The organism is Paraburkholderia sp. D1E, from assembly GCF_052682275.1.
Genome location: NZ_JBQYMB010000001.1, coordinates 2,308,215 through 2,335,213, shown reverse-complemented (window position 1 = coordinate 2,335,213; position 26,999 = coordinate 2,308,215). Strand labels below are relative to the sequence as shown.

Here is a 26,999-nt window from a genome sequence, read left to right as displayed (position 1 = left end):
GTTCGTTATCCGCACTCATGATCCAAAAGAAGAAATCGCAGTCGCACGATCCATACGCGCCCGTCGCGAAGAACCAGTTGCTAATCGCGCGCCTGCCGATGTGGCGCTCGAAACTTGTCGTCCTGCTGGTGTTTGGCGCGTTCGCGTCGCTGGCGGGGCGCGCGTTCTGGGTGCAGGTGGTCAATCAGGATTTCTACGTCGATCAGGGGCAAAAACGCTATCAGCGCACCATCGAACTGGATGCAACGCGCGGGCGCATCGTCGACCGCAATGGCTCGCTGCTCGCCGTCAGTCTCGCGACTTACGAGATCTGGGCCTCCCCCAAGCTGCTCGATGAAGGCGCGTTCGCGCCGCTTTCGAAGCTGCTCGACCTGCCGCTAGCAGAACTGCGCCGGCGTCTGAACGGCGACAAAACCTTCGTGCTGCTCAAGCGTCAGGTGGATGCCGACACCGCCGATCGCCTCAATAAACTGGGCCTCGCCGGCATCACGCAGATCGCGGATTCGAAGCGCTTTTACCCAGAAGGGGAATCGGCGGCGCACGTGGTCGGCTTCACGGATATCGAGGACAACGGCCAGGAAGGCGTCGAACTCGCTGCCAACGAGCAACTACTCGGCGTGCCGGGCCAGCGCGAAGTGATCCGCGACCGCCTGGGCCGGGTGGTGTCCGAAACCCGGCCGCTCGTGCCCGCGCAGAACGGCGACACCATTCATCTAACGATCGACCGCCGCATTCAGCAGCTCGCCTACGCGCAACTGAAGGACGCCATTGCAAAACATCACGCCGAAGCCGGCAGCGTGGTCGTGCTCGATGCGCGCAACGGCGAGATTCTCGCGCTCGCCAACTATCCGAGCTTCGATCCGAACGACCGCGCCCGTCTCACCGGACGGCAACTGCGCAATCGCGCGGTAGTCGACACCTTCGAGCCAGGCTCGACGATCAAGCCGGTGGTCGTCGCATTGTCGATCGACGAAGGCAAGGTGCGACCGCAAAGCGTCATCAATACCGCGCCAGGCTGGTACAAGATCGGCCCGGCCGTGATTCACGACACGTCGAATCACGGCGCGATGACTGTTGCCGAAGCCGTGCAGAAGTCGAGCAATATCGCGCTCGCCAAGCTCGCACTGAATCTGCCCGCCGAAACGATCTGGAACAAGTATCAGGAATACGGGCTCGGGTTGCGACCCGAACTGACCTTTCCGGGTGTCGCGTCGGGCAAGGTGCGCCCGTACAAACGCTGGCGTCCGATCGAACAGGCCACCATGGCGTACGGCTACGGCCTGTCGACTTCGCTGCTGCAAATGGCGCAGGTGTATACGGCCTACGCAGGCGACGGCACCCTGCATCCCGTGAGTTTGTTGCACAAAGACAGAGATGCGGACGGGAATGCCGGTGCGGGTGGCGCGGCACAGGCCACCGGCAAAGGCCATGCGGTCACGACACCCGCCACCGCGCGCGCGATCCGTTCGATGCTCGAAATGGCCACCGGCCCTGGCGGCACAGGGCGTGCAGCAGCGGTGGAAGGCTACCGGATCGGCGGCAAAACCGGCACGGCGCGCAAACAGGTCGGCGCGACTTACGCGAAAAACCGTTACCGCGCCCTGTTCGTCGGCATGGCGCCAATGAGCGACCCGCGGCTGATCGTCGCCGTCATGATCGACGACCCGGCCGGCAAGGCGTTCTATGGAGGGACGGTGGCCGGCCCGGTGTTCGGTGCGGTGACCGGTGGCGCACTGCAATTACTCGGGGTGCCGCCGGATGCGTGAGGGGCCGTGGCGGGGGGCTGAAAGACATCGTCGACCGGCAACTGGCGCTGTTCGAAAAGGTCGATCCGAGTGACGCGGAAGGTGTGAAGAAAAAACTCGGCAAGACGCCGCCGGTTTCGGAAACGGCGTTGCCTCAAACACCTGCAATGCGCCCTGCCGGTTGTGCATGCCACTGGTTGGGCGAGGCCGGCAAGCGTTAGCGTGACACCTTATCGCTGTCCGCTTTCGCCAGCGCCTCGATGCGGTTGCGGCCATTGCGTTTGGCCTGGTACATCGCCCGATCGGCTTCTTCCATTATCGCGTGGCCATTCGCGGCCGCCTCGGCCGGCGCACCGGTAATCGTGCGCGCCGCCACGCCGATCGATACGGTCAACGCAATGCGTTCGCCGTGATCGTCCTGCAAATCCAGCCTTTCGACAGCCAGCCGCACGCGCTCGGCGACCGTCAATGCATCAGAGCGATCGCCTTGCAGCAGCGCGGTGAACTCTTCGCCGCCGTAGCGCGCCACGGTGTCGCCCAACCGTACCTGCTGTCGCACGCAGGCCGCCACCGCCGCGAGGGCCCGGTCACCGGTCCGATGTCCGTAGGTGTCGTTGATGCGCTTGAAGCTGTCGATATCGATGAAAAGACACGCCACCGGCACGCCATAACGGACGGCGCGCATGATCTCCTCGCGCAAGCGTTCGTCGAAGTAGCGGCGATTGGCGAGGCCGGTCAGCGAATCGGTCATGCCGAGTTGCTTGAGCCGCTCGCGATGCGCGACATTGTCGAGACTCGCCGTGACGATACTCGCGAACCGCTCAAGAATGTCCGTGGCCATGCCTTCGCCGAAACGCACCGGGTCGTCGCTGCACAGGCACAGATAGCCGCTGACGGTGTCGCCGGCGGCCAGCGGCAGCAAGATCGCGCTCGCCGGCGTGTCGGCATCGCCGAAGAATGCGCGGCGCGCCGTTTCATCCAGCTCGCCCGGTTTGCCCAGCCATGGCCGTCCCTCGTCGCACAGACCAAGGCCTGCGAGGCCGCCTTCGCGTGAGGTTTTCAGATTGGGCTGGTCGAGCGCATGCAAGGCGCTCTGCTCGAGGAGTTCGAGCAACATGGGCGCGCGGTCATCGAGCCACAACGTCACGCTCGCCAGCGAGAATTCCTGCGGCAGATGACTGAACAGCGTGTCGAGAAACGACGGAAAACTCTGCGCGCCGATCAACCTCAACTCGACGTTCTGGAAGCGGCGCAGCGTACGTTCGTTGTGCTGCACGGTATCGACGAGCGAGCGAAGCCGGTCTGAAAGCGGCGTTTGAGCGAGATTCGTCACGTTATCAATGATGCAGGCCCGGAAGCGAAGCGGGGGCGGCGGCCCCAACCGCTGTAATAACGGCCAATTCCGCGAGGTCTTGAGGGTTGGATCAACGCGTACGCAAAAACAGCGCTTGAGCGGCGCGATCGGGCAGAGGGATCGAGCGTGGAAATTTTGAGCGCGATCTTAAGTTTGGCTTAATTCTTACCTGTAACTATGGCGCACAACATCCCCTGTTGAGCCGCCAGAACATCGGCGGCGCTTTTTTATCGAGGGATGTCGCCGAGGCACCGATAGATGGACAGCATGCCTGCGAAGAAGGAGTCAAACGATGGTGGAAGACACGGTATTCGAGCATTTGCGCGCGATGCCCGGCAACGAATGGGTGCGCCAGATCCACTCGTGCAAGGTCTCAGACCCCTTGCAACCCCCTTGGGGACGCTCGTACAGACTCGTTGAATGGACCATGAAGCACACCCCCGAATCGAGTCGCCGCGTGGTGCCAGCCGAAAGCACGCCACTCGAAATCGCACAGGCGGTGGTGTCACACATTCCGGGGCGCCGCTTCTGCCAGCACAGCGACGACTAATCGCTTAGCTGGCAACCTCCCCTCAGTTTTTTGCGCGCCTCGCCACTTCTTCCTGAAACAGCGCGACTTCTTCCGCAGCGGCTTTTGCGACACTCGGGCGCTGCATCAAGCGCTTGTAGTAATCGGCAACCGCGGGCCATTGCGAAAGATCGACGCCGCCAAACGACGCCCAGTTCAGCACGGTGACCAGATAGGCGTCGCCCACGCTGAACGCGTCGAGCAGAAACTCGTTTTGCGCCAGATGATCTTGCAGAACACCCAGCCGCAACGCGGCCTTCTCGCGCGCATAGCGCTTCACGTCTTCCGGCGCGCGCGCATCGAGTAGCGGCACGAACACCGCCTTGTGCAACTCCGTACTGATAAAACCCAACCATTGTTGCAGCCGCGCGCGCTGTGCCGTGCCCGCGGCGGGCGCGAGCCGTGCAGCCGGAAAATGATCGGCTACATACGGCAGGATCGCGGTGTTTTCACTCAACAGCCAGCCTTCATCCGTGCGCAGCACCGGCACCTGCCCGAGCGGACTGATCGGATAAAAGTCCGAGCCGTCCGACAACTGTTTCGACTTCGTATCGACCTGAATGTACCCAGCCTGCGCCCCCGCCTCATACAGGGAAATTCGGGTGGCCAGTGAGCACGCTAGCGGAGAGAAGTACAGATCCATGGGGAATCCTCTGTCGTTGGAGTTTTTGTACTATATTGCATATAAATCACTTACGCCATATTTTTATGCCAACCAGTACAAAAAAAGAAGTGCGCCCCCGTGGACGTCCGCGTGCCTATGATTCCGACCAGGCGCTCGCCGATGCAAGAAACGTGTTCTGGCGCAGCGGCTATGCGGGCACCTCGCTGGATCAACTGAGCGCCGCGACCGGCATGAACCGCCCAAGCCTGTACGGCGCATTCGGCGATAAACATGCGTTGTATCTAACCACACTCGAACGTTATATCGAGGCCGGCCGACTCGCGATGGTTGATGCGCTCGGCGAGGACCTGCCATTGCCGCAAGCACTGCTGCGCGTTTATGACGGCGCGCTCGCGTGGTACTTGCCCGCCGACGGCGATCCGCTCGGCTGCTTCATGATCGGCACTGCCGCAGTCGAAGCAGTGGATGACACCGAGGTTCGCGCGGCCCTTGCCGAGGGACTGCGCACCTACGACAAGGCCTTCGAGAAACGCTTCAAGCTCGCGCAAGCTGCGGGCGAACTGAGCGCCGAAGCGCAACCGCCCCTCCTCGCGAAGATCGCGTCGGCGATTTTGCACAGCCTCGCGTTGCGCGCCCGCGCAGGCGATTCGCGCGCGTCGCTGCGGGCGACGGCGGTTGCGGGCGTGACATTGATATGCGGCAGTGCGGGCGAATCACCTGTGCCGGCAACGGGCAAAACCGCAGTGAAGAGACGTGGACGCTAGGCGGAAGGTGTTTCGCCCACGTCGTTCAGTTTGCGCCCGGATCATAGGCAGCCGGATAGCCGCGCCTTTGCAATGCTTGACAGTCACGGGGAACGGTTATGCCTATGATGGGCGCTTCCGCCCGACACATTATGGTTTCGACATGAGCTATCCGTACGACATACTGACCGCTGCCTGTCTTTTCATCATTGTGGTCTCCACCTCCATCATGCTCGCGCTCACCTGAGCGTTGTAACGCCTCTTTTTGCCGGGGTTGCCAGCCGCTCAACGCGCTCTACGTGCTTCCGTAAAAAGAGGGGATATACTGTACATATATACAGTATATTTCGTCTGAGCAATGCGTCTTCCTCCCTTCGACCCTCCCACGCTCGCCGAACTGCGCACCTGGTGGCGCACGCGTGACGAGCAGGCCATCCAGCGGCTCATCCTCGAGATCCAACGCCAGCGGCTCACGTTGCTGGAATTGCGCCACCTGATCGACAGCGGTGTCCAGCAGGCGCGCGCAGCCGACCGCACGCTGGTCGAACGCGGCGAGCCATTAATGACATTACGCATACGGATCGCGCAGGAAGTGCTGCGCGTCGGTGACATCGACGATACCCGGCTAATGAGCCGCGCCGAACAGGAGAAGCTCGCCGTGCGAACAGAGGGTCAGATGGAATACGCACGCGAGGGCCGCTTGAGGCGGCAGCGCCGGAATATCTAGTGCGAGCGTGGCTGCACATTTGCGCGCGCCCGAACGAAACGGCGCGCGGCAGCAAGCAGATTCGTTAGCGCGTTTGCGTGGCGACGCGCAGACCGAGCGAAATGAACAGCACGCCGATGATCTTGTTTTGCCAGCGGCTCAGCCATGTCAGGCGCTTGACGAGCTTGCCCAGCGGACGAATGGTCAGCACGATCAGCGTTGTATAAAGCGCGCTCATGCCGACGAAGATCAGCCCGAGCGTCGCGAACTGCAGGAATGAGGAGCCATGCTCAGGGCGAACGAACTGCGGCAGGAACGCGAGGAAAAACAGCGCGGTCTTGGGGTTCAACACTTCGGCAGGAATCGCCTGAAAAAAGGCCTTGGAAGCGGATACCTGCACGACAGCCGGCAAATGCGCGCTCCCTTGCTTTTCGCGCAAGGCGCGAATGCCCAGATAGATGAGATACGCGGCGCCAACGAATTTCACCGCATTGAAAGCGAGTGCCGAAGTCATCAGCAGCGCCGACAAGCCGACCGATGCACCTAACGTATGGATGAAATCGCCAACTGCGACGCCAAGACCGGTGAGAATGCCGGCCTTCCGGCCGCCATGCACTGTGCGAGTCAAAACCAGCAGCACGGCCGGCCCCGGAATCAGAAAGAGCCCCAGTACAACGGCAACGAACGTTCCTAGCGTAGAAAAATCGAGCATGTGGTCTCCTTGGTGGCGCTCCCGCTTCGGCAGAGAGGCACGCGTTCAGCCGACGATTGTAGACGAATATCCATCGACGATCCGTTACCATGGCGGGCACAAGGCCGCATAAGATTCACATGCGGTCTGCATCTTTCCATCCATCGAAGTCTTTGCCTTGCCCACCTATACCTTGCCCGCGCCGCTGTCCGCGGAACTCGAGATTCGCAAGAGCCGTTTCATCGCGCATGCGATACCGGTCGCCGACCGCGACGCGGCGATGACCGAGTTGCGCCGTCTGCGCGACGAGCATCCAGGCGCAACACATGTGTGCTGGGCGCTACTGGCAGGTGGCCAGTCAGGCATGTCCGACGACGGCGAGCCGTCCGGAACCGCGGGCCGGCCCATTCTCGAAGTACTGCGGCATCATGATCTGGACGGCGTGCTGGCAGCCGTCGTGCGGTACTACGGTGGCGTAAAGCTGGGTGCCGGCGGCCTGGTGCGGGCGTATACCGATGCGATTGCATCGGCTCTACTGGATGCGCCCCGCGTAGAGAGGATTGCTCAGGTTACGCTGATCGTCGAAGTGAGTTACTCCGACGAAGCGAAAGTGCGCAGATGGATCGAGGCTGAAGGTTATGCACTCATGGACAGTGCCTACGGGATGCTGGTGAAAATGACTGTCCGGCTGCCCGTCAACGCGGTGGACGATGCCCGGCTAGCCCTGGTGGATATGACTCAGGGCAAAGCCGGTTTTTTTTGATCGTTTGCCTTCCCGGCTCACTGTTACCATGCTGCTCTGTCCCGGGATGACTCAACCTAAAAGGCAACTCCTCTGACCCCGACTGCCGCTTCTTCCAGCACAGCGTCCGAGTCGCCGCCACAGAGTCAGTCTCTGCGGCCATCGCTCGGCCCCACGCGTGCAGCCCTGCGATCGACTGTACTCAAGGGTTGCGGCGTCGTCGCACTGCCGTTGATGCTGTCCGCCTGCTCGTGGTCGTGGTTCGGTCTGAATAATCCACCGCGCGCCGCGGCCGCGCATTCAACCGGCTGGCTCAGCATCGCCCCTGCCCGTGATTTCGTCTACATGCCGGCTCGCAACGGCCAGGTTTCGCCGAACCGGATCGAAAATACGGCGATGACCGGCATCGTGCTAAAGAACGATATCAACGAGGCCGTGCGCAACGGCATCGCCAGCAGTTTGCGGATCGCCGGTTTTCATCTCACCGGGGGCCGGAAGGTTCTGAGCGGTAGCATCGAGCAGTTCACGGTAGACGACTCGCGCTCGCCAACATTCTGGACACTGAAAATGCGCTATGTCGTGACCGATGCCGCGACCCAGAATGTTGTGTTCTCAACCATCAAGACGGTCCGGCAGAAATCGCCTAAATTCACCAGCAATACCATCGCCATCGAAGACACCGTCAGGCTGAGCGTCGATGCGTTGATCAGCGACCCAGGCTTCGTTAAATCAGTAAATTGAGCATGTGAACTGAATCGGCGCGATCCGCCGATTCGCTACAATCGGGAGATAGCGGAAAAAGCAGAATCAGGGCTTTAATGCCGCTTGCGCATCGCGCGCGCCCGATTCGTTGCCATCCCCTCTCCTTCTCCGTGCGAGCCGTCATGTCTATCACCGCCTGGCTGTTCTTCCTGCCCGCCTGCTTCGCGATCAACCTCGCGCCCGGCCCGAACAATCTTCTCTCGATCAACGTCGCCGCACGTCACGGCTTCATGACGGCGTTCGTCGGCGGCACCGGCCGGCTTGTCGCGTTCGCGGCGATGCTGGTGTTGGCGGCGACCGGCCTCGCCGTCGTGCTGCACGCATCCGAGTGGTTCTTTCTTGCGATCAAACTGGCCGGCGCCGCGTATCTGATCTGGCTTGCCATCCAATTGTGGCGCAGTGACGCTCCGGCCATCGACACGACTCAGCAAGACGACGCGTCGCTCTGGCGGATTGCGCGGCGGGAATGTCTCGTGGCGGCAGGTAACCCGAAGGCGATCCTGGTTTTCACCGCATTTTTGCCGCAGTTTGTCGATATCGCCAAACCGATGCTGCCGCAGTTCGCCGTGCTCGGCGCGAACTTTCTGGTACTCGAATGGGTGGCGATCGCGCTTTATTCCTGGGCTGGCATGCACCTTGGCAAGTGGCTGGTTCGCGCCAAGGTTCGCCGGTGGTTCAATCGCTGCTGCGGCGCGTTTCTGGCGACGATCGGCGTGAGCTTTCTGCTAGTTCGGCGGACATAAACCTCTGCTCAAAACCAAAAATATCAAGCTTGCCGAACGGTCCCGCCGGTCACGCTTCGGTTTTGTATTACACCCTCTGCTACCGTTGAAACCTGCAGGGTAATCGGCCGTTAACGCATATATAAACGATAGCTAATGCATGACAGCATAAACTTTAACTGTCAGTAATCGTCCGGCGCCCCTATGCTCGAAGAATGACCCGGCGCCGCGGTAAGACGATTGGCGGCTACGGGCAAGAGACTTCTCATAGTCACAGGGGCGGCATCATGAAGATCTGTATCTTCGGAGCAGGAGCAATTGGCGGTTTGATGGGCGTGCAACTGGCACGTGCCGGCGCGGATGTGAGTTTCGTCGCGCGCGGCGCGCATCTCGCCGCGATGCGCGAACACGGCGCACGCCTGATCATGGACGGCCAAACGTACAGCGCGCCGGTACGCTGTACGTCCGATCCGCGCGAACTCGGCGTGCAGGACTTTGTGATCATCACACTGAAAGCGCACTCGCTACCCGGCGTGGTCGATGCGATGCAGCCGCTCCTCGGCAAACACACGGCCATCGTCACTGGCGTCAACGGCATTCCCTATTGGTACTTTTATCAGCACGGCGGAAAATTCGCCGGCACGCGCCTCGCCAGCATCGACCCAGACGGCAGCCAATGGACGAAGCTCGGGCCCGAACGCGCGATCGGTTGCGTGTTGTATCCCGCCGCGGAGATCGTCGAGCCGGGCGTCATCAAGCACGTGTACGGCAAAAAATTCCCGATCGGCGAGCCGAGCGGCGAACGCACGCCACGCATTCAACAGTTGCACGAGATCATGCAAGCAGCAGGTTTCGACGCACCGATCCGCGACAATATCCGTGACGAAATCTGGCTCAAGCTGTGGGGAAATCTGTGCTTCAATCCGATCAGCGCATTGACCCACGCCACGCTCGATGTCCTCACCAGCGACCCCGGCACGCGTGCGGTGTCACGCACGATGATGCTCGAAGCCAAGCGGATAGCGGATCAGTTCGGCGTGCATTTTCGCGTCGATGTGGAAAAACGTATTGACGGTGCGGGCGCGGTCGGCGCGCATAAGACCTCGACGCTGGTCGATCTGGAAAACCGCCGGCCGATGGAGATCGATCCGCTATTGACGGTGGTACAGGAGATGGGTCGTCTCGTCGCCGAACCCACGCCGACTATCGACGTCGTGCTCGCGCTGGTCAAGCTGCGCGAACGGATGGCATTGCAGGGCGATTAAGCACCCGTTCGCACTGCGACCCGTCTCACAAGCTTCCGTTCAGGAAAGGAGAGGATCGAACGCCATGCGTTCGATCCTTTTTTACATCGTTATTGATCGATTGCCAGCCACACCGCCTTCGGTTCGGTGAAGTTTTCAATCGCCACATCACCGTGTTCGCGGCCAAAACCGGAATCGCCTGAACCGCCCCAAGGCAAGCGCACATCGGTATAGCCGTAGGTATTGATCCATACGGTGCCCGCTCTCAGATCGCGCGCGACCCGATGTACGCGACCGATATCCGCGCTCCATACGCCGGCCGCGAGGCTATACAACGTGCCATTGGCAATACGGATCGCATCGGCTTCGTCGTTGAAACGGATCACAGTCGCCACCGGCCCGAAGATCTCCTCCTGCGAAATGCGCATTTCATGCTCGACATTGGCGAACACCGTCGGTTCGACGAAGAAACCCCGCTCGCCCACTCGCGCGCCACCGGTCACGAGCGACGCCCCTTCGGACCGACCCGTCTCGACATAGCCGAGCACGGTCTTCATCTGCGCGGCGGAGATAAGCGGTCCCATCGAGGTTTCGCGCGCCGCCGGGTCGCCAACCTTGATCGCCTTCGCACGCGCCGCGAGACGCTCGACAACTTCGTCGTAGACATCGCGATGAGCCAGAATGCGCGAGCCCGCCGAACATACCTGGCCGGTATTGAAGAAGATGCCCGACGCCGCGGCTCGCACCGCATTGTCGAGATTCGCATCCGGGAAGATCAGGTTCGCCGATTTGCCGCCAAGCTCCAGCGTAACGCGCTTGAAGTTGCTGGCCGCGCCTTGCAGAATGCCGCGCCCCACAGAAGGCGAGCCCGTGAAAGTCACTTTGTCGATGCCGGAATGCGCCACCAGCGCATCGCCCACCACCCGCCCCTTGCCGGTGACGATATTCAGCACGCCCGGCGGCACGCCCGCTTCGAGCGCGAGTTCGCCGATGCGCAACGCGGTCAGCGGCGTAATTTCCGCCGGCTTGACGATCAGCGTGCAACCGCACGCCAGCGCGGGCGCAATTTTCCACATGCCGATCATCAGCGGGAAGTTCCACGGCACGATTGCGGCGACCACGCCGACCGGCTCACGCAATGTGTACGTCAATGCATCGGGACGCACCGGCACTACCTGCCCATTGATCTTGTCGCACCAGCCTGCGTAGTATTCGAGCGTATCGATCGCTGCCGGAATATCCTGGCGCATCACAGCGGAAATCGGCTTGCCGGCGTCGATACTTTCGAGCGCGGCGAGTTCTTCCAGATTCGCGCGCATCAGGCCGGCGAGACGCATCAGGATACGGCCTCGCTCGGCTGCCCGGATCGCGTTCCACACTTTCAATGCGGCACGCGCAGCATGGACCGCGGTGTCGACATCGGCGGCGCTGCCTTGTGCCACCAGCGCAATCGGCTCTTCGGTCGCCGGGTTGATATCGATGGAATATTCGCCGGTGCCGGGCGGTAAACGCTTGCCGTTGATCAGCAGATCATGGCGCCTGAGGTCGGTGTCAGTTTCCATCATGAAGCTCCTTGCGGGGAATGTTGCATGGGTTGATTGGCAACGGATCGGCCAGGGCGGCGAACTGTGCCCATGCGGCCGCGGCGTTGGGCCTGAGGGAGCGGTTACGGCGATGCACGAGCAGCGTCGTCAGATTCATCTCCGGAATGAGGGGCCGGCTGACCAGTGAGGCGCCGTATGGGGGCCAATGGCCATCGATGGGTAAAACGCCGATGCCGATACCTAGCTCGACCATCCGCGACACCGCCGCGACGTGTCCGAGTTCCTGCACCGGCCGTCGCTTCAGGCCGTGCGCGCTGAAGGCAAGCTCGAGCGCCGCGCGCATGCCCGCATCGGCATTCAGTGTGACGAGCGCGCATTCCTGCAACGCGCTCCATGCAACGCCGGTTTGCCGCGCCAGCGGATGCGCAGACGGCATCACCACATGCAGCGGCGTTGTGAACACCACCTGCGCATGCAACTGATCGCTGACCAGAGGCTCGGCCACCGAAACCACGCCGAAGTCCACTTCCCCCTGTTCGACGCTCGCGAGCACACTGCTTTGCGGCTGATCCTTGACGGACACGATCAACTCGGGAAACGCCGACGCGCAACGGGCCAGCCCCTGGGCCACCCAACTCGACGACAACACGGGATTGCTAGCCAGCACGACCACGCCGGTGTGTCCGTCGTAAGCGGCTCGTTCCTCGCGCAGCGTCAATTCGATTTCATCGAGCAGGCGCCCGATTCGGCGCTCCAGACTCGCGCCCGCATGAGTCAGTTCTACCTGGCGCGTGGTGCGGTCGAACAGTTTCAATTCGACCGCGTCTTCAAGTTCGCGCACACAACGGCTCACTGCCGACTGCGTCAGATCGAACTCGCGCGCCGCGCGCGTAAAGCTCCGTTCACGTGCAACGGCGACGAACACCTTGAGTTGCTGCAGTGAGACATTCATGGCGTAACCGCCGGGTGTGGACTCCGCACCCTATTCCCCTGATTGCTCAGGCCAGTGGCTAAGCCGCGAGGGCTTGCTGCCGGCCACGGCCAGCACGCCCTCGGGCTGATTGTGCGTTTCGATCCAGCGCGAGCGCATTGGCGCGAGAATGAATTTCGCCGAGATGCCCGCGGCGATCGTGACGACGGCGGAGACGATAAAAACGAGATTCCAGCCACCGGTAGCCGATAGTACCGATGCAATCGGCACCAGCAGCGACGCCGTTCCCTTCGCGGTGTAAAGCGTGCCCGCATTGGCCGCCGCATATTTGCTGCCAAAGGTATCAGCGCAGATTGCCGGGAAGATCGAGAAAATTTCGCCCCAGAACAGGAAGATCAGCGCGGCGAACGTCATGAACGCATAGGGGTTGCTGCCGTATTGCATCAGGCCGAGCAATGCGAGGCCCTCGCCGATAAAGATCACGAACATCGTGTTCTCACGGCCGATTTTGTCGGAAATAAACCCGCACAGCGGACGGGTAAAGCCGTTGCAGATATTGTCGATAGAGAGCGTGGCCGTGAGCAGCGGCAGGGTCATGCCGAAGATCGTCATCGGGATGCGTGCGAGCCCCCAGTCTTTCGCGATCGGACCGAGTTGCGCAGTCGCCATCAGGCCACCCGCTGCCACCGCGACAAAAGACACGTAGATCACCCAGAACACCGGTGTCTTGATCATCTGACCCGGCGTGTAATCGACCTTGGTGACCGCAAACTTCCTCTTCGGTGCGGCTTGCAGTTGCAAGTTCGGCTTCTTCAACAACAACGCGAGCGCGAGTATGCAAACACCCTGCAGGATGCCGAAGACAAAGAAGGTGTGTTCGTAGCCCGTGCGCGTGATCATGTTGGCGATCGGAATGACGGTGACGGCCGCGCCCGCGCCAAAACCTGCCGCAGTCAGGCCGGCCGCAAGACCGCGGCGGTCCGGAAACCACTTCAACGCATTGCCGACACACGTACCGTACACACCGCCCGCGCCGATCCCGGCAATGACGGCCGACACATATAGCATCGGCAAGGTCGTCGCATACGAATTGATGACCCACGCGAGGCCGGCGCATACCGCACCGCCGGCAACCACGGGCCGCGGTCCAAACTTGTCGACCAGCCAGCCCTCCACCGGCACCAGCCACGTTTCAGTGAGGATGAAGATAGCGAAGGCGAGCTGAATGGATGCTTCACCCCAGTGATGCCGCGCATTCATCGGCGTAACGAACAACGTCCATGCATATTGCAGATTGGCCACCAACGCCATGCACATCATGCCGATGACGAGTTGCCACCAACGGTTCGCCCAGAATACGCGCGCCGTGGCCTGCTGATTGGTATCGCCCATGAGCCTTGTCTCCGCTATTTATTCAGTGCAGCCCGCCGTCACGCCGCACTGTATGCGTCTCACCTTATCGTTATGACCCGAACAGCCTTGCCATTCGGGAATATTTAATATTTGCATCTTTAATCAGCATTCTTTAAAGAACCGCCCTACCTGAATTACCGTTTTTCGGGTCGGTCTTTATTCCGATCAATTAGGCATCGGTACTGCATCAATCTTTCGCTGTTGCCCCGCCGCACCTCGAATTCACGCGTTAACCCGAACATGTGCCGAATACTGCACCGGCAATTCCGCTTTTCTTATACAGACCCATGCTAGGGTCATTGCTGAATTACGAATAATTAAAGTTTGTTATTATGTTGATTCACGATTGCTTATACATTGGCCATGACGATGCGCAATGCGACTCTGCGGCAATTGAAGGTTTTTGAAACGGTAGCGCGCCACCTGAGCTTCTCGCGTGCTGCGGAAGAATTGCATCTGACACAACCCGCCGTCTCCACCCAGGTCCGGCAGCTCGAGGAACACGCGGGGCTGCCGCTGTTCGAACAACTCGGCAAAAAAATCTATCTGACCCCGGCCGGCACCGAGATGCTTCACTACAGCCGCGCGATCATTCAGCAGTTCCATGAAGTCGACGAGGCGATGAGTCAGCTCAAGGGCGTCTCCGGCGGCAAGCTGAACGTCGCGGTGATCAGCGCCGGCGACTATTTCTTTCCCCGCCTGCTGGCTGAATTCACACGGCGCTACTCCGGCGTCGTGCTCAATCTCGCCGTGCACAATCGCGAACAACTGTTGCATCAACTCGCGACCAACCAGACCGATCTCGCGGTGATGGTGCGTCCGCCGCACGAAACCGACGCGACCAACGAACCGTTCGCGCCGCACCCTTATGTGATCGTGGCGGCGCCCACGCATCCGCTCGCGCACAAGCGCAACATCAAGATGAGCCAGCTGGCGAACGAGGCTTTCATCGTGCGTGAACGCGGCTCGGACACATGGAATTCGATGGAAGAAGGCTTCGCCGGCCGCCTCGCCAATCTCAAGATCGCGATGGAGATCAAGAGCACCGAGACGATCAAGCAGGCCGTCATTGCCGGCATGGGCATCGCATTTCTGTCCGCACACACGATCAGTCTCGAGTTGCAGCTCGGCCATCTGGTCGTACTCGACGTCGAGACCTTTCCGGTCATGCTCAACTGGTACGTCGTGCATCGCAAGAACAAGCGTCTGCCGCCGGTTGCCGTGGCCTTCAAACGCTTCCTGATGGAAGAAGGCGCGAACCTCATCGAGAAAATCACGCGCGTGAAGGAATTGAGCGTCTATAAGCAGTAGGTTATGGAAAACCAATAAAACTTTAACTATTTCAAATTGATCGGTATCCCTATCCTGCAAGTGAGTTCCCTTACTTGTCAGCCCAGGAGGCCGATCATGAATCACGTTTCGGTTGAGTCTCATACCAGCACGCTTACCGCACGCGTTACCGTGGACGGCCCCGACGACGCCCATCTGAGCGCGTACAACGCCGCCTTCAGCGACCTTGGCCTGCGGTTCCGCTGGGACCAGACCACGCTCGACGTGCTGAAGGAATTCAACAGTGAAGCAGCGCGTATCACTGCCTACATCGAGCGATTTCACGCGCATCTGCACCGGGCGTACGATGCCGAGTTTCTTGCCCAGATGATCCTGAGCAAGAAGGCCAGGTACTACAGCGAGTTCTCGGCAGCCGGCGAATAAGGGCTTCGGCGGGGCAATCCCGCCAATCGCTCTGCTTGCCACCCGGCGCTTCTGTATATTCATCTTTGACGGTACATCGCGCGATGAGTGGAACGTTGGCGGACGGGCCCGCGCTTTTGTACACTCATGTTCCCACTGACATGCCAGCCGCGGCGGTGCCGGAATGCTGCCGCGCGCACCATGCCTGGCACTGTCGTCTCACGCAGCACCCACGCCTGTTCTTCGCCTCCGTGCCATTCGATGCGCGCCAGCAACCCGTCCGGTTCCAACTGCTCCATCCGTTCCAACGTTAACGCGTGGTGACGGCGTCCGGCGAATGCATGAGCGCGAGGATTGCTGGAATAGGCGCGGCTCGCCATCAGATGCGCGCCTAGTGCAACGGCCAGCGCGCTCATCGCAAGCAACGCGGGGAGTCCAAACGGTTGAACGCGTTCAGTGACAAAGCCGTAGCCGAGCCATCCGCATAGCAGCAGCGTCAGCACATTGACAATGCGATGGCCCGGGTGTGCCGTCACGCTCAACGCCAACGCGCCACGCAGTTTGCAGAATTCGATTGCGGACGTGGCGAAAATAAGCGCGCCGATGAACACCGCGGCATAGAGTTCGATGCGCTCGCCATCCGCCTGGGCCGCCGCCGAGAGATAACACGCAAATGCGCCCGACATGACAGCGAGCCCCACGACGCTACCGAGCAGCGCAACGAGCCGCGGCCGTCGCGTCATAGGGCTACCTCATGCGCGACAGCCAACGTATTGCTTAGCGTGCCGATCCCGTCGATCGAGATCGTCACCGTCGCACCGTCCTTGATCGAACCCACACCCACCGACGTGCCGCAAGCAATGACATCGCCCGGCTCGAGCGTCATGTCCTGTGAAATCAGACGCACCTGCTCGGCAGGTGAAAACACCATATCGGCGAGCGGATAATTCTGCCGCTCCACACCGTCGAGCATCGTCACGAGACGCGCCGCATGCCAGTCGAAACCGGAGACAATCGAGGGTCCGATGCAGCAGAACGTATCGAAGCCCTTTGCGCGGCACCACTGCGGAAAGTGCGGATTCTCGTTCAGCAGATCGGCTGCGGTCACGTCGTTGATGAGCGTGTAGCCGAAGATCGATTCCGCAGCCTCTCCGGCACTCGCATCGCGGCAGCGCCGCCCGATCACGATACCGAGTTCGCCTTCGTAGACGATCTTCCCCGCGTAACTGAGCGGCCGGCGGATCGGCTCACCCGAGCCGATCACCGAACCCGCCGGCTTCAACAGAAATAGCGGATGCGCCGGCACAGGCTTGTCGAGCTTCGCCGCGAGCGCGTGATAGTTATTCCACAACGCGACGATCTTGCCGGGTGCACACGGCGCGAGCGGCCTGAGTGCACGTGTCGACAACACCGCGCCGGTCGGTACCGGCTGATCGAGACTTTCGTACTCATGCAGATATCCGCCTTCCACCCGGCCGAACACGACGCCGCCGTCGCTCGACATGAAACGCATCCACGTTTCCATACGTCACTCCTTGGCCTTCAGATTGAGCGCTCAGATTGCGCCGGCGGTCCGCAATGCGCTGATCTGCTCGGGTGAATAGCCGAGTTCCGTCATGACCTCGTCGGTATGCTCGCCCAGCAGCGGCGAGCGCGTGACTTCGGTCGGACTGTCCGACAGTTTGATAGGATTACCAACCGTCAGATACTTGCCGCGAGTCGGATGATCCACTTCGACAATCGTGCCGGTTTTGCGCAGTGACGGCTCTTCGGCGATTTCCTTCATGGACAGGATCGGCCCGCAAGGGATATCGTATTTGTTGAGGATCTGCATGGCCTCGAACTTGGTCTTGGTCATGGTCCAGCGCTCGATCTCGGCAAAGATGTCCTTCAGATGCGGCAAGCGCGCGGCAGGCGTCGCGTAGGCCGGGTCTGTGGCCCATTCTTCCTTGCCGATCACGTTGCAGATCTTCGCCCACACCGGCGCCTGCGTGATGAAGTAGATATACGCATTGGGATCCGTCTCCCAGCCCTTGCACTTCAGAATCCAGCCTGGCTGACCACCGCCCGAAGCATTCCCCGCACGCGGCACCGCTTCACCGAACTTCCCATTCGGATATTGCGGATACTCTTTCATCGTACCGGTGCGGTCGAGCCGTTGCTGATCGCGCAGCTTCACGCGGCACAGGTTGAGCACGCCGTCCTGCATCGCGGCGAGCACCTTCTGACCGCGCCCGGTTTGCGTGCGCTGATACAGCGCCGTGACAATGCCTAGCGCCAGATGCAAACCCGTGCCGCTGTCGCCGATCTGCGCGCCGCTCACCACCGGCGGACCATCGTCGAAACCGGTGGTCGAGGCCGCGCCGCCCGCGCATTGCGCGACGTTCTCATACACCTTGCAGTCTTCGTAAGGGCCAGGGCCGAATCCCTTCACCGACGCCACGATCATGCGTGGATTCAATTCCTGAATTCGCTCCCACGTGAAACCCATCCGGTCCAGCGCACCCGGTGCAAAATTCTCTACCAGCACGTCGCATTTCTGGATCAGCGTCTCGAGAACCTGTTTGCCTTCCGGGTTCTTGGTGTCGATCGTGATCGAGCGTTTGTTGTGATTGAGCATCGTGAAGTACAAGCTATCCACATCGGGGATATCGCGTAACTGCTCACGCGTGATGTCGCCGGCACCGGCCCGCTCCACCTTGATCACGTCCGCGCCGAACCACGCGAGCAACTGCGTGCAGGTCGGGCCCGATTGCACATGCGTGAAATCGAGAATGCGCACGCCGTCGAGTGCTTTGCTCATTTTCAAGTCTCCTGAAGATCCGCGGTTTTACTTGTACATGGTTTGATTCTTGGTGGCGCTTCTCGACACATACCGTATGTGATATATCAGATTCAATCAAGATCAATTTCGAGATGCGGCTGTTCCTGGGTTTCTGTACTCGATGCCTGCCTGGTTTGAGTTGCAGCGAAATGGTGCCGCCTATATCAGCTCAATCCGAGGGAAAACACCGAGTTGTCGCCCGCTTTGAACTTTCTTGATATATCACATACCATATTTCACGAGCCGTCAAGCCGGGCTTTTCCCGCAGTGCAAGATCACAGCGGCCGATCGGGCGTCGGTGAACACGCGTAGATATCCCTCGAATACGCCGGCTGAACATGGCGTTGCGCAGACGATTCCGATGGCGCTGCGTGGCGTTATTGGCTTGCCCGCCTCGCCTGACACGCGCGAGCCGGCAAAACAAAAAGGCCCGCGGTGATGACATCACCGTGGGCCTTTTTCATTCGTTGCGCCGATCAGGCACCTAAGCAGCCGTCAATCCAGAAAATCGCAATTCGCTTCCACAAACGCCGCCAGATCGAGCGAATGCTGGCGCGCCAGTCGTTCAGCCAGTTCGGTATCGCGCTTCTCCAACGCCTCGATAATGCGCAGATGGTCGACGATCGAACGCGACGCGCGATCGCTCTGCGAAATGGTCATGCGGCGAATCGCTCGCACGTGGATAAAGATGTTCTTGATCGTGTCGAGAATGATCTGCGACTTCGACAGCTCGACGATCGCCTGATGAAACGCGATGTTGGCGTCGGAATACTCAATGATGTGCTCGGCCGGCGTGGCGTCGCGGAAATTGTCGAACATGTGGCGCAGGCGGGCGATTTCTTTGTCCGTGGCATGCAGTGTGGCAAGACGCGCCGCCATACTTTCAAGCGCGGCCCACATCTGGATCATTTCGACGATCTCGCGCTTGCTCTTGCGCACGATGTAGATGCCGCGCCGCGGCACCATGCGTAGAAAACCTTCCTGTTCGAGCAGCGTCATCGCCTCACGCACCGGCGTGCGGCTCACGCCCAGCGATTCGCTCAGCACGCGCTCGTCGAGGCGGATTTCTTCGCGGGTCTGGTAGATATCCGCGTCGGCAATGGCCTGGCGCAGCATTACATACGCCTGATCGCGCAAGCTCGCACTCGCGCCGATGGGTTGCAACGACAACGTCAAGGGTGTGGCCACTGCTTCAGTTTGAAGTTCTGACGACATTCATCGCCTCTTGTTGAACATGCGCACGATGCGGCGGCGCCGCAACCATTCCGCCATCTTGCGCAACCAGGCCGATGAACCGGCCATGTTGTGCGGCGAGCTGCGCAACCGGCTGCGGGATCCAGCGGGTCAACAGGACGGTGGCGGCAGAACCTAAACCCACGACAGCAACGGTAAGCAGCGCGAGAGGAACAAATTCCATTTGTAGCTCCGAATGATTGAGTGAACAGAGGGCTCAATCATATGCTGCAGCGCCGCAAAAATCAATATTCCGTATGTAGTATATCAGTCGATGTTGTTTTTAGGATTGCATGTTCAAGGTAGCACGGGTAGATAGCGGCTGGCTCCTATGCTCGCGTAAACAGGCGAAGCTCCGTGTAAACGCGCAAAACGCGCGCTATGCGCGCAGCCGCGTTCGATGATCGCGCAATTTCTTCTCAATGCGGATTGTGGGAACCGCTCCTCATCATTAACCTTCGGGGAATCCTGTGATGAGCCCGCGGCGGCCACTGCCTGCACCTGTCGCGCGCTCCCAGACAGCACCCCAGAATCCCAAGGAGACACCGTCATGAGTACCACCATCCCAAAGCCGCCGAAAGCGGCCGTCGCCGACAACCGTACTGCGCGCAGCCGGGCACGCAAGGCGGCGCTTGGCAGCTTCGTCGGCGCCGTGGTCGACTGGTACGATTTTCTGCTGTATGGCATTGTCGCCGCGCTCGTCTTCAACGCCGAGTTCTTCCCGAAGGTCAGCCCGGCGATGGGCACACTCGCCGCATTCGCGACCTTCGGCGTCGGCTTTCTGTTCCGGCCGCTCGGCGGCTTCGTGTTCGGCCACTACGGCGACCGGCTTGGACGCAAGCGCATGCTGGTCCTCACGGTGATGATGATGGGCCTTTCCACTGCGGCAATCGGCCTGTTGCCGGCCTTCTCCAGTATCGGCTGGTGGGCGCCGGTGCTGCTCGTGACCTTGCGCGCGATCCAGGGCTTCGCGGTCGGCGGCGAATGGGGCGGCGCGGCCTTGATGGCCGTCGAAAGCGCGCCGGAGAAGAAGAAGGCGTTTTACAGCAGCGGCGTGCAGGTCGGCTATGGCGTGGGTCTCGTGCTCTCGACCGGCCTGGTCGCGATCATCAGCCGCTCGATGGACAATGCGTCGTTCCTGAGCTGGGGCTGGCGCCTACCCTTCCTGTTCAGCGTGGTGCTGGTGCTGATCGCGCTGTGGATCCGCTCGAGCATGGAAGAATCGAAGGAGTTCGTCGAGAAAGTCGGCGAGCACGGTGAACGCAGCGTACGGCTGCCGATCGTCGAGGCATTGCTGAAGCACCCCAAGGCTTTCCTGCTGATCATCGCGCTACGGCTTGCCGAGTTGTTCACGATGTATATCGTGACCGCGTTCGCACTGAACTACTCGACCGCAAATCTTCACATGCCGCGCGAGTTCTTCCTCTCGATCGGCCTGCTGGTCGGCGCGGTGAGCTGCGTGACGATCCCTTGCTTCGCGTGGCTTGCGGACCGTTTCGGCCGCCGGCGTATCTATATCATCGGCGCGCTGATCGGCATGTTCAGCGCGGTGCCGTTCTTTCTCGCGCTCGAAGCCCGCTCGACGGTGTGGATCGTGATCTTCGCCGTCATGCTTGCCAACGTTGCCCACGACATGGTCGTGAGCGTGCAGCAACCGATGTTCACCGAACTGTTCGGCACCGAGTACCGCTACAGCGGCGCGGGCGTCGGTTATCAGGTGGCGAGCGTGGTGGGCGGTGGCTTCACGCCGTTTATCGCGGTGGCGCTGGTCGGCCTTGCCGGCGGCTCCTGGCATCCGGTGGCAGCCTATCTGGCAATCGGCTGCCTGATCTCGGTACTCGTGGCGGCGAGGATGAAGACCGGGCGCACGGTCGCCTGATTCTTGCTGATGACTGTTGCAGCGGGCCGGCCTGGCGTGGATGCCAATGCCGGCCCGTTTGTTTTCGGAGGGGTGAATTTTTGTGCTTCCCCCCATCTCCGCCTTCGCGCCAATTCCGTCGTCCAGCCCCCCTGCATTCGGTAGTCCATTCCACGTGTTCATGTCGCATTGCCGCAATTCGGCAAATTACGGTCGCATTTCACCAGGCTAATGCCTTATGCATTTTCATCTCATATTGCAAAGGCTAAGTTCGCGTCCTATCGTTCGTCGCAGCAAGTTCCATATCAAAATTGCGCACGCGATATGAAATCAAAATACATATATCGCCGAAGCATGGATCTGCAATTTTTACGCCGCGGCACTCAAGCATTGAGTATGAAACGCCGATAACAAAGAATTCGTCACGGGAGACCGACCATGAGTAGTATCACCGAGCCGAATGACCAGTCAGGCTCTGCGCCATTCTTTTCCAAACAGGCCACCGTTGCGAAACCGGGCTTTTCGCGCTGGATGGTCCCGCCCGCGGCGCTCGCCGTCCACCTCTGTATCGGCCAGGCGTACGCCTTCTCAGTGTTCAACGGTCCGTTGACCAAAGTCATTGGCATTACGCAATCCGCCCCTGACGACTGGTCGCTGACGTCGCTCGGCTGGATCTTTTCGCTGGCGATCGTGTTCCTGGGTTTGTCGGCGGCGTTTGCCGGCAAATGGCTCGAACATGTCGGCCCGCGTCGCACGATGTTCACTGCGGCATGCTGCTTCGGCGGCGGCTTCCTGGTCTCCGCGCTTGGCGTGTATCTGCATCAGATCGTGCTGCTGTATCTCGGCTACGGCGTAATTGGCGGGATCGGACTCGGCCTCGGTTATGTGTCGCCAGTGTCGACGCTGATCCGCTGGTTCCCGGACCGTCGCGGCATGGCAACCGGCATGGCGATCATGGGCTTTGGCGGCGGCGCGATGATTGCAGCGCCTTTGTCGGTGGCGCTGATGAACCACTTCCGCAGCGCGACCAGCATCGGCGTAGCCGAGACGTTCGTCGTGCTCGGTATCGCGTACTTCATCTCGATGTCGATCGGCTCGCTCGCGATTCGCGTGCCGCCGGCAGACTGGAAGCCCGCCGGCTGGACGCCGCCCGCGACCAATCAGAAGAAAATGATTTCGCGTAATCATGTGGACATCGATCAGGCGTTGAAGACGCCGCAGTTCTATCTGATCTGGCTGGTGCTGTTCCTGAACGTGACGGCTGGCATCGGCATTCTCGGCCAGGCCTCGGTGATGATCCAGGAGAGCTTCAAGGACACCGTGACGGCTGCCGCAGCGGCTGGTTTCGTCGGTCTTCTGTCGCTGTTCAACATGGGCGGCCGTTTCGTATGGGCCTCGGCTTCGGACTGGATCGGCCGCAAGAACACCTACTTCATCTTCTTCGCGCTCGGCGCGGTGCTGTACTACCTCGTGCCCGGCTTCGCCGCATCCGGCCAGATCGCCCTGTTCGTGCTCGCGTACTGCGTGATCCTGTCGATGTACGGCGGTGGTTTCGCGACCGTGCCCGCCTACCTCGCGGACATGTTCGGCACTGCGTTCGTCGGCGGCATTCACGGCCGGCTGCTGACCGCCTGGGCTGCGGCAGGTGTCGCGGGTCCTGTGCTGGTGAATTACATCCGTGCGTACGAAGTGGCGCACGGCGTAGCAAAGGCGGATGCCTACACGATGACGATCCACATCATGGTTGTGCTGCTGGTGATCGGCTTCGTCTGCAACCTGCTGGTCAAGCGTGTCGATGACAAGCACCACATGACCGACGCACAACTCGCCAAAGGCGCCTAAGGAGACTCGCATGTCGACCGCTCAAACCGTTCATCCGACCAACAAGGTCAAGCTCGCCATCTTCTGGTTGTATGTGACGCTGCCGCTCGCATGGGGCGTGGTCAATACGCTCACGCAAGCGATGAAGCTGTTCAAGTAAGTGTTGCGCCACACCCCAACACGCGCGAACGTGCGGGGTGTGGGAAAAGCGTGTCGGCGCGCGCGAACTGCGCTCGCCCTCCTACCCTCCTTGCCCCGCTACCACTGGTACGCCGCACCGGCGCCGACTGTCGTCGTGGCAGAACTGATGCCTGCCCCGAGCTTCACCTTGAGGCTCTGCGTAACGCGCGCCGACAAACCGACCGCGACCGCCTGATACCCTCTATAGCCAGCCGTCCCGACACCGATCGCGAGATTCTTGTTCGCATCGACCTCAGGAACCATCGTCAACGCAATAGCGGACGCCGTGCCCGAATACGCGTTGCGCGCGATTTCATTCATGCCGCCCTGGAACTGCTGCATATTCACGGCGTCGCCGGGCGCCTGTCCCACCGCGACGTTCGTGATGCGGCGCTCGTTGCCGGACGAACCGACCGAAACCGTGTTCGACTGATCGGCAACCGAGCCCTCGCCAATCGCAACCGAGTTCGGCGCGCTCGCTCGTGCGCCACCACCGATCGCCACCGTACCGTTGCCGATCGCCTGCGCCGCATTGCCTGTACTGTTCACGGCGACATATGAGCTGCCGGTGACCTGACTATTCTTCACGGCCTGACCGAGGTTGCCGATCTGCTGATTGGTGTTCCAAAGTTGCGCGCCGGTCACCGCATCGCTACTGGTAGCCGAGACTTCGCCGTCCTGCAAGTTGGTAAGCGTGACCTTGGGCGCATTGGCTGCCGCGCCGCCGAGCGTCACCTTGTCGTGCGCGGAACTGTCGTACTGGACAGCGTTCGCCACCGACCCGCTAATGTTGCTGATCGTGGTTTGCAGTCCGGCAATATCGCTGGTGTTCTGTGTCACGCGACCGTCCAGATTGCTGATCGCGCTGCCGACGTTGTTCACGACCGTGCCGCCCACGCTGTACGACGGCGCCGTCACCGAGCCGTCCGGATTGACCGTCGAGCCGCCGCCAAGCGCCACCGCCGTGCTCGCCGCGTGCGCATAGAGCTGTGCTCCGTTGACCGCATCGGTACTGCCAGCATTGGCCGCACCAGGCGCCACACCGGTGAGCACCCGGTTGCCCGCGGTGCCGGCTATGTTGATCAGACTGCCGTCCGTCGTCGCGCCGACGTTGATGATGCGCGACACCGGATCTTGCGTGACGATGCCGATGCCGCCGGTCTCCATGTTTTGCTGCAAGGTGGTGAGCCCGCTGTCGAGCGAGCCGAGCGCGTCGCCGACGGTGGTCTGCGTGCTGCCCTGCATGTGATAGGTGGGACCGGTCAGCGAACCGTCGGCGTTGATCTGCGCGCCGCCGCCGAGCGCAGCCACGATCGGTTTGACCTGCCCGACATTGACCGCGGACGTATCCGTGGTGCCCGCGGCGATACCTGTCAGTTCGCGTGCGCCGCCCGTGCCGGTGAAATCGACACTGGCGCCGTCTGCGTCTTTAGCCACCGTGAGATTGCGCGACACCTGATCCTGCTGGACAAGGCCGATCTCGCCATTCGTGATCTGATTCGTGATGTTGCTCACGTCTCCCTCGATCGTCGTGGTGCGCCCGTCGAGGTTGGTGATCTGCGTGGTGTTATTCGTGACGCGCTGATCGAGGTCGGTGATGCTGCCGGTGTTGGCGGCGATGTCGCTGGCGTTCTGCGCCACCGCCTGGTTGGTCGCGAACAGTTGCGAGCCGTTCACGGCGTCCAGACTGTCGGCTGCAAGCGTCCCGGCCTGTATGTTGGTGATCCGCACCGGGGTGCCGGGTTGACCGAAGGTCACGCTATCGTGCGCCGCCGAATCGTACTGGACTGCGTCCGCCGTAGCCGCTGCGCCCGTGATGGCCAGTGCGGACAGCGCCGAACCAACGTCGCTATAGGTTGCGCCTCCAACGGTGTACGTGGGCTTTGTGATCTGCCCGTCATCCGCAACGTCCGCGCCGCCGCCGATCCCGGCCAGCGCGCCTTTCAATTGCGCGATATTGACGGCGTCATGGCTCTGGATGCCGGCAGCGACGTTCACAATCTGACGTTGCAGCGTGCCGTTGCCTACCGAAATTACATTAGCGCGAGTAGCCGAGGAATCGGCGCCCAGCGCCACGGAGTCCGCGGCCGTGGCGCTCGCGCCGGAACCGAGCGCAATCGCCCTGCTCGCCTCTGTGGCAATGAACGCATTACTGCCCGCTGCGATGGAATCTTCCGCGTTGGTCTGAACGTTCGTGCCGATGGCCAGCGCGTTGGCATTCTGCACCTTCGCGAGATAACCGATCGCCACGCCATTGTCAGCGAAGTAATTGGTCGTAGCGTTTGCGCCCACAACCGTTGAATTCACCGCCAGCGCCCCTGCCCCGGAGCCCACCGCGGTGGCGCTATTCAATGCCGCTCCCGAACTCGCACCAACCGCCAGCGAGCCGTCACCCAAGGCGGTCGCCCCGACACCGACCGCCATGGCGTTCTCCCCATATAGCGCTGTCGTTGTCAAACCTGGCGTAATCACCGGACTAACGGCGATGTACTGGGTGACCGGTTCGTCGTCTGCTGAAGCCACAGCGCCCGCCCTCAGTAATGAGGCACTGTTCACCGTGGATGCAAGTGACTGCGGGGCGGACGCCAGCAAGCTGGCCGCCGCCCCGGCAGTCCCGTTCATAATCAAATTGAGCGGCGTCTTCGACGCGTTGTCATTCAGCGCGGACGCCGGACTCAACGTTCCAGCCAACGCCGCACAATCGCCATTGCTCACCCCGCATTCTTCAGCACTCGCCGGCAGCGAAAACGCCAACGCGCCCAACAACCCTGCGCCGGCGGCCACCATCACCCCCCGTGCCGACGCGCCCTTCGCGCCACGGCTCTTCGCCACCTCGGACGCAGCGACGTGCGTGCGGGTCGTTCTGTTCCAAACAGTCTTGTAGGTTTTATTCAACATTCCTCCCAGTCTTTCTTATCGACATGCGGTTACCAAGATTTTTCTTAAGACATCCTAAATATTTAACTCAACTGCAGAGAAACTTAAGAATGCATCGCACATTCACGGACGGACAAACGTGTCGCATCCAGTTTGCCGCCAGTTCAAGAAACAACGGATATACGTATGTAACTCAAAGGCCAAAAATTTAAGAATGCATCGCGCTTTCACCTGGTCAATAAACGCGACGTTCATAGTGTGCCGTCAGCTTTCAACGCGACGAATACGAAAACTCCTAAAAGCGATTTTTTCGCCTGAATAAGTACAAACGGCATACCCTGTTTAGGACGCAAAGTGCCAAACATCTTAGATAAGCCGAGATATTTTTAGGCCGTGTCAAGACACGCTCCTAACGTTTCTCAAGCCTCGAGGGCAGGCGTTAAGCCCACGGTGTGGCATTGTGCGTGACAGGGCTATCGAACGAGAAAAGTCAGCGTGCGGTCTGATGCCGCTCGCGGAGGGAGGCCGCCTAAGTGCCGAGGCGCATCGGAAACGTAATTCCGAAAATCGTTTCCTCGACTTGCTGCGTGAGCGGCGAAAGCAAGGTACTGCGCGCCACACTCAACGCGCCTGGAGTTGACTGAAAATCCTGCTCCGGAGGCAGGCCGTGAGCGGTTAGATCCGCCCCGGGCGCCTCCAGCGTGCTCGATTTACGCAGAGGAAA

26 protein-coding genes are annotated in these 26,999 nt (G+C 60.8%); 14 read left to right on the top strand and 12 right to left on the bottom strand.

What is annotated here, in order from left to right; translation table 11 throughout:
- The first annotated feature begins 17 nt into the window (after positions 1-17).
- On the top strand, positions 18-1,766 hold the full coding sequence (locus tag ACUN0E_RS10650) for a peptidoglycan D,D-transpeptidase FtsI family protein (protein ID WP_445566533.1): 1,749 nt from the start codon (positions 18-20) through the stop codon (positions 1,764-1,766).
- Positions 1,763-1,966 (top strand): hypothetical protein, encoded by a 204-nt coding sequence (locus ACUN0E_RS10645; RefSeq protein ID WP_445566532.1) that lies wholly within the window; start codon positions 1,763-1,765, stop codon positions 1,964-1,966. The genes ACUN0E_RS10650 and ACUN0E_RS10645 overlap by 4 nt, the downstream gene beginning before the upstream one ends.
- Here the strand turns inward: ACUN0E_RS10645 and ACUN0E_RS10640 are convergent.
- Positions 1,963-3,078, bottom strand: coding sequence for a GGDEF domain-containing protein (locus ACUN0E_RS10640; protein ID WP_408237235.1), 1,116 nt, complete (start codon positions 3,076-3,078; stop codon positions 1,963-1,965). The two genes, ACUN0E_RS10645 and ACUN0E_RS10640, sit on opposite strands and share 4 nt — an antisense overlap.
- 313 nt (positions 3,079-3,391) lie before the next feature.
- Between ACUN0E_RS10640 and ACUN0E_RS10635 the strand changes: the two genes are divergently transcribed.
- Entirely contained in the window at positions 3,392-3,649 is a 258-nt protein-coding gene (locus ACUN0E_RS10635) for a DUF2866 domain-containing protein (protein ID WP_120295794.1), read from the top strand.
- Between the two features lie 22 nt (positions 3,650-3,671).
- On the opposite strand, the gene ACUN0E_RS10630 is transcribed toward ACUN0E_RS10635, so the two are convergent.
- The gene (locus tag ACUN0E_RS10630; protein WP_408237239.1) at positions 3,672-4,310 is read right to left on the bottom strand and encodes a glutathione binding-like protein; all 639 of its coding nucleotides are present in this window, start codon (positions 4,308-4,310) and stop codon (positions 3,672-3,674) included.
- Between the two features lie 65 nt (positions 4,311-4,375).
- On the opposite strand from ACUN0E_RS10630, the gene ACUN0E_RS10625 reads away from it, so the two are divergent.
- The gene (locus ACUN0E_RS10625; protein ID WP_408237242.1) at positions 4,376-5,056 is read left to right on the top strand and encodes a TetR/AcrR family transcriptional regulator; all 681 of its coding nucleotides are present in this window, start codon (positions 4,376-4,378) and stop codon (positions 5,054-5,056) included.
- Positions 5,057-5,393: 337 nt separating this feature from the next.
- A complete protein-coding gene (locus ACUN0E_RS10620) occupies positions 5,394-5,762 on the top strand; it encodes a hypothetical protein (RefSeq protein ID WP_445566531.1) in 369 nt (122 codons plus the stop codon).
- 64 nt (positions 5,763-5,826) lie between these two features.
- On the opposite strand, the gene ACUN0E_RS10615 is transcribed toward ACUN0E_RS10620, so the two are convergent.
- The gene (locus ACUN0E_RS10615; RefSeq protein WP_445566530.1) at positions 5,827-6,453 is read right to left on the bottom strand and encodes a LysE family translocator; all 627 of its coding nucleotides are present in this window, start codon (positions 6,451-6,453) and stop codon (positions 5,827-5,829) included.
- Between the two features lie 157 nt (positions 6,454-6,610).
- Between ACUN0E_RS10615 and ACUN0E_RS10610 the strand changes: the two genes are divergently transcribed.
- From ACUN0E_RS10610 to ACUN0E_RS10595, 4 genes are all read left to right on the top strand, one after another.
- Positions 6,611-7,195 carry an IMPACT family protein gene (locus tag ACUN0E_RS10610; protein ID WP_445566529.1) on the top strand — a complete coding sequence of 195 codons (585 nt, stop codon included), beginning with the start codon at positions 6,611-6,613 and terminating at the stop codon, positions 7,193-7,195.
- A 213-nt stretch (positions 7,196-7,408) separates the two neighbouring features.
- Positions 7,409-7,915, top strand: a complete 507-nt coding sequence (locus tag ACUN0E_RS10605; RefSeq protein ID WP_408237306.1) for a hypothetical protein — start codon at positions 7,409-7,411, stop codon at positions 7,913-7,915.
- A gap of 143 nt (positions 7,916-8,058) precedes the next feature.
- Complete coding sequence (locus tag ACUN0E_RS10600; protein WP_445566528.1) at positions 8,059-8,679, top strand: LysE family translocator; 621 nt, start codon at positions 8,059-8,061, stop codon at positions 8,677-8,679.
- A gap of 266 nt (positions 8,680-8,945) precedes the next feature.
- Positions 8,946-9,923, top strand: a complete 978-nt coding sequence (locus ACUN0E_RS10595) for a 2-dehydropantoate 2-reductase (protein ID WP_445566527.1) — start codon at positions 8,946-8,948, stop codon at positions 9,921-9,923.
- Positions 9,924-10,012: 89 nt separating this feature from the next.
- Here ACUN0E_RS10595 and ACUN0E_RS10590 read toward each other — a convergent pair whose 3' ends face one another.
- Genes ACUN0E_RS10590 through oxlT form a run of 3 tightly spaced genes read right to left on the bottom strand, consistent with a single transcriptional unit; the run spans position 10,013 to position 13,769 of the window.
- Entirely contained in the window at positions 10,013-11,464 is a 1,452-nt protein-coding gene (locus ACUN0E_RS10590; RefSeq protein ID WP_445570416.1) for an aldehyde dehydrogenase family protein, read from the bottom strand.
- A complete protein-coding gene (locus ACUN0E_RS10585; RefSeq protein WP_445566526.1) occupies positions 11,454-12,398 on the bottom strand; it encodes a LysR family transcriptional regulator in 945 nt (314 codons plus the stop codon). Before ACUN0E_RS10585 ends, ACUN0E_RS10590 begins: the two co-directional genes overlap by 11 nt.
- Before the next feature lie 30 nt (positions 12,399-12,428).
- Complete coding sequence (gene oxlT / locus ACUN0E_RS10580; protein ID WP_408340525.1) at positions 12,429-13,769, bottom strand: oxalate/formate MFS antiporter; 1,341 nt, start codon at positions 13,767-13,769, stop codon at positions 12,429-12,431.
- A gap of 384 nt (positions 13,770-14,153) precedes the next feature.
- Between oxlT and ACUN0E_RS10575 the strand changes: the two genes are divergently transcribed.
- Together ACUN0E_RS10575 and ACUN0E_RS10570 are read left to right on the top strand one after the other, a co-directional pair.
- The gene (locus ACUN0E_RS10575; protein ID WP_408207417.1) at positions 14,154-15,101 is read left to right on the top strand and encodes a LysR family transcriptional regulator; all 948 of its coding nucleotides are present in this window, start codon (positions 14,154-14,156) and stop codon (positions 15,099-15,101) included.
- 96 nt (positions 15,102-15,197) lie between these two features.
- Positions 15,198-15,503: a hypothetical protein gene (locus ACUN0E_RS10570; RefSeq protein WP_445566525.1), complete on the top strand. Its 306-nt coding sequence runs from the start codon at positions 15,198-15,200 to the stop codon at positions 15,501-15,503.
- A 59-nt stretch (positions 15,504-15,562) separates the two neighbouring features.
- Here ACUN0E_RS10570 and ACUN0E_RS10565 read toward each other — a convergent pair whose 3' ends face one another.
- The 5 genes from ACUN0E_RS10565 to ACUN0E_RS10545 all read right to left on the bottom strand — a co-directional run bounded on the left by ACUN0E_RS10565 (position 15,563) and on the right by ACUN0E_RS10545 (position 19,723).
- Entirely contained in the window at positions 15,563-16,225 is a 663-nt protein-coding gene (locus tag ACUN0E_RS10565) for an NAD(P)(+) transhydrogenase (Re/Si-specific) subunit beta (protein WP_445566524.1), read from the bottom strand.
- Positions 16,222-17,007 carry a fumarylacetoacetate hydrolase family protein gene (locus ACUN0E_RS10560; RefSeq protein ID WP_408340521.1) on the bottom strand — a complete coding sequence of 262 codons (786 nt, stop codon included), beginning with the start codon at positions 17,005-17,007 and terminating at the stop codon, positions 16,222-16,224. Before ACUN0E_RS10560 ends, ACUN0E_RS10565 begins: the two co-directional genes overlap by 4 nt.
- A gap of 30 nt (positions 17,008-17,037) precedes the next feature.
- Positions 17,038-18,285: a formyl-CoA transferase gene (frc, locus tag ACUN0E_RS10555; RefSeq protein WP_445566523.1), complete on the bottom strand. Its 1,248-nt coding sequence runs from the start codon at positions 18,283-18,285 to the stop codon at positions 17,038-17,040.
- A 516-nt stretch (positions 18,286-18,801) separates the two neighbouring features.
- Positions 18,802-19,521 carry a GntR family transcriptional regulator gene (locus ACUN0E_RS10550; RefSeq protein WP_408237280.1) on the bottom strand — a complete coding sequence of 240 codons (720 nt, stop codon included), beginning with the start codon at positions 19,519-19,521 and terminating at the stop codon, positions 18,802-18,804.
- Positions 19,499-19,723 carry a hypothetical protein gene (locus ACUN0E_RS10545; RefSeq protein ID WP_408237283.1) on the bottom strand — a complete coding sequence of 75 codons (225 nt, stop codon included), beginning with the start codon at positions 19,721-19,723 and terminating at the stop codon, positions 19,499-19,501. The genes ACUN0E_RS10550 and ACUN0E_RS10545 overlap by 23 nt, the downstream gene beginning before the upstream one ends.
- Positions 19,724-20,089: 366 nt before the next feature.
- On the opposite strand from ACUN0E_RS10545, the gene shiA reads away from it, so the two are divergent.
- The 3 genes from shiA (at position 20,090) to ACUN0E_RS10530 (ending at position 23,378) form a co-directional block, all read left to right on the top strand.
- Positions 20,090-21,418, top strand: a complete 1,329-nt coding sequence (gene shiA / locus ACUN0E_RS10540; protein WP_408237286.1) for a shikimate transporter — start codon at positions 20,090-20,092, stop codon at positions 21,416-21,418.
- Between the two features lie 417 nt (positions 21,419-21,835).
- The gene (locus ACUN0E_RS10535; RefSeq protein ID WP_408237289.1) at positions 21,836-23,239 is read left to right on the top strand and encodes an L-lactate MFS transporter; all 1,404 of its coding nucleotides are present in this window, start codon (positions 21,836-21,838) and stop codon (positions 23,237-23,239) included.
- Between the two features lie 10 nt (positions 23,240-23,249).
- Positions 23,250-23,378: an MFS transporter small subunit gene (locus ACUN0E_RS10530; protein ID WP_408340515.1), complete on the top strand. Its 129-nt coding sequence runs from the start codon at positions 23,250-23,252 to the stop codon at positions 23,376-23,378.
- Between the two features lie 98 nt (positions 23,379-23,476).
- Here the strand turns inward: ACUN0E_RS10530 and ACUN0E_RS10525 are convergent, their stop codons facing one another.
- Positions 23,477-26,296: a YadA-like family protein gene (locus ACUN0E_RS10525; RefSeq protein WP_445566522.1), complete on the bottom strand. Its 2,820-nt coding sequence runs from the start codon at positions 26,294-26,296 to the stop codon at positions 23,477-23,479.
- Positions 26,297-26,999: the final 703 nt, after the last annotated feature.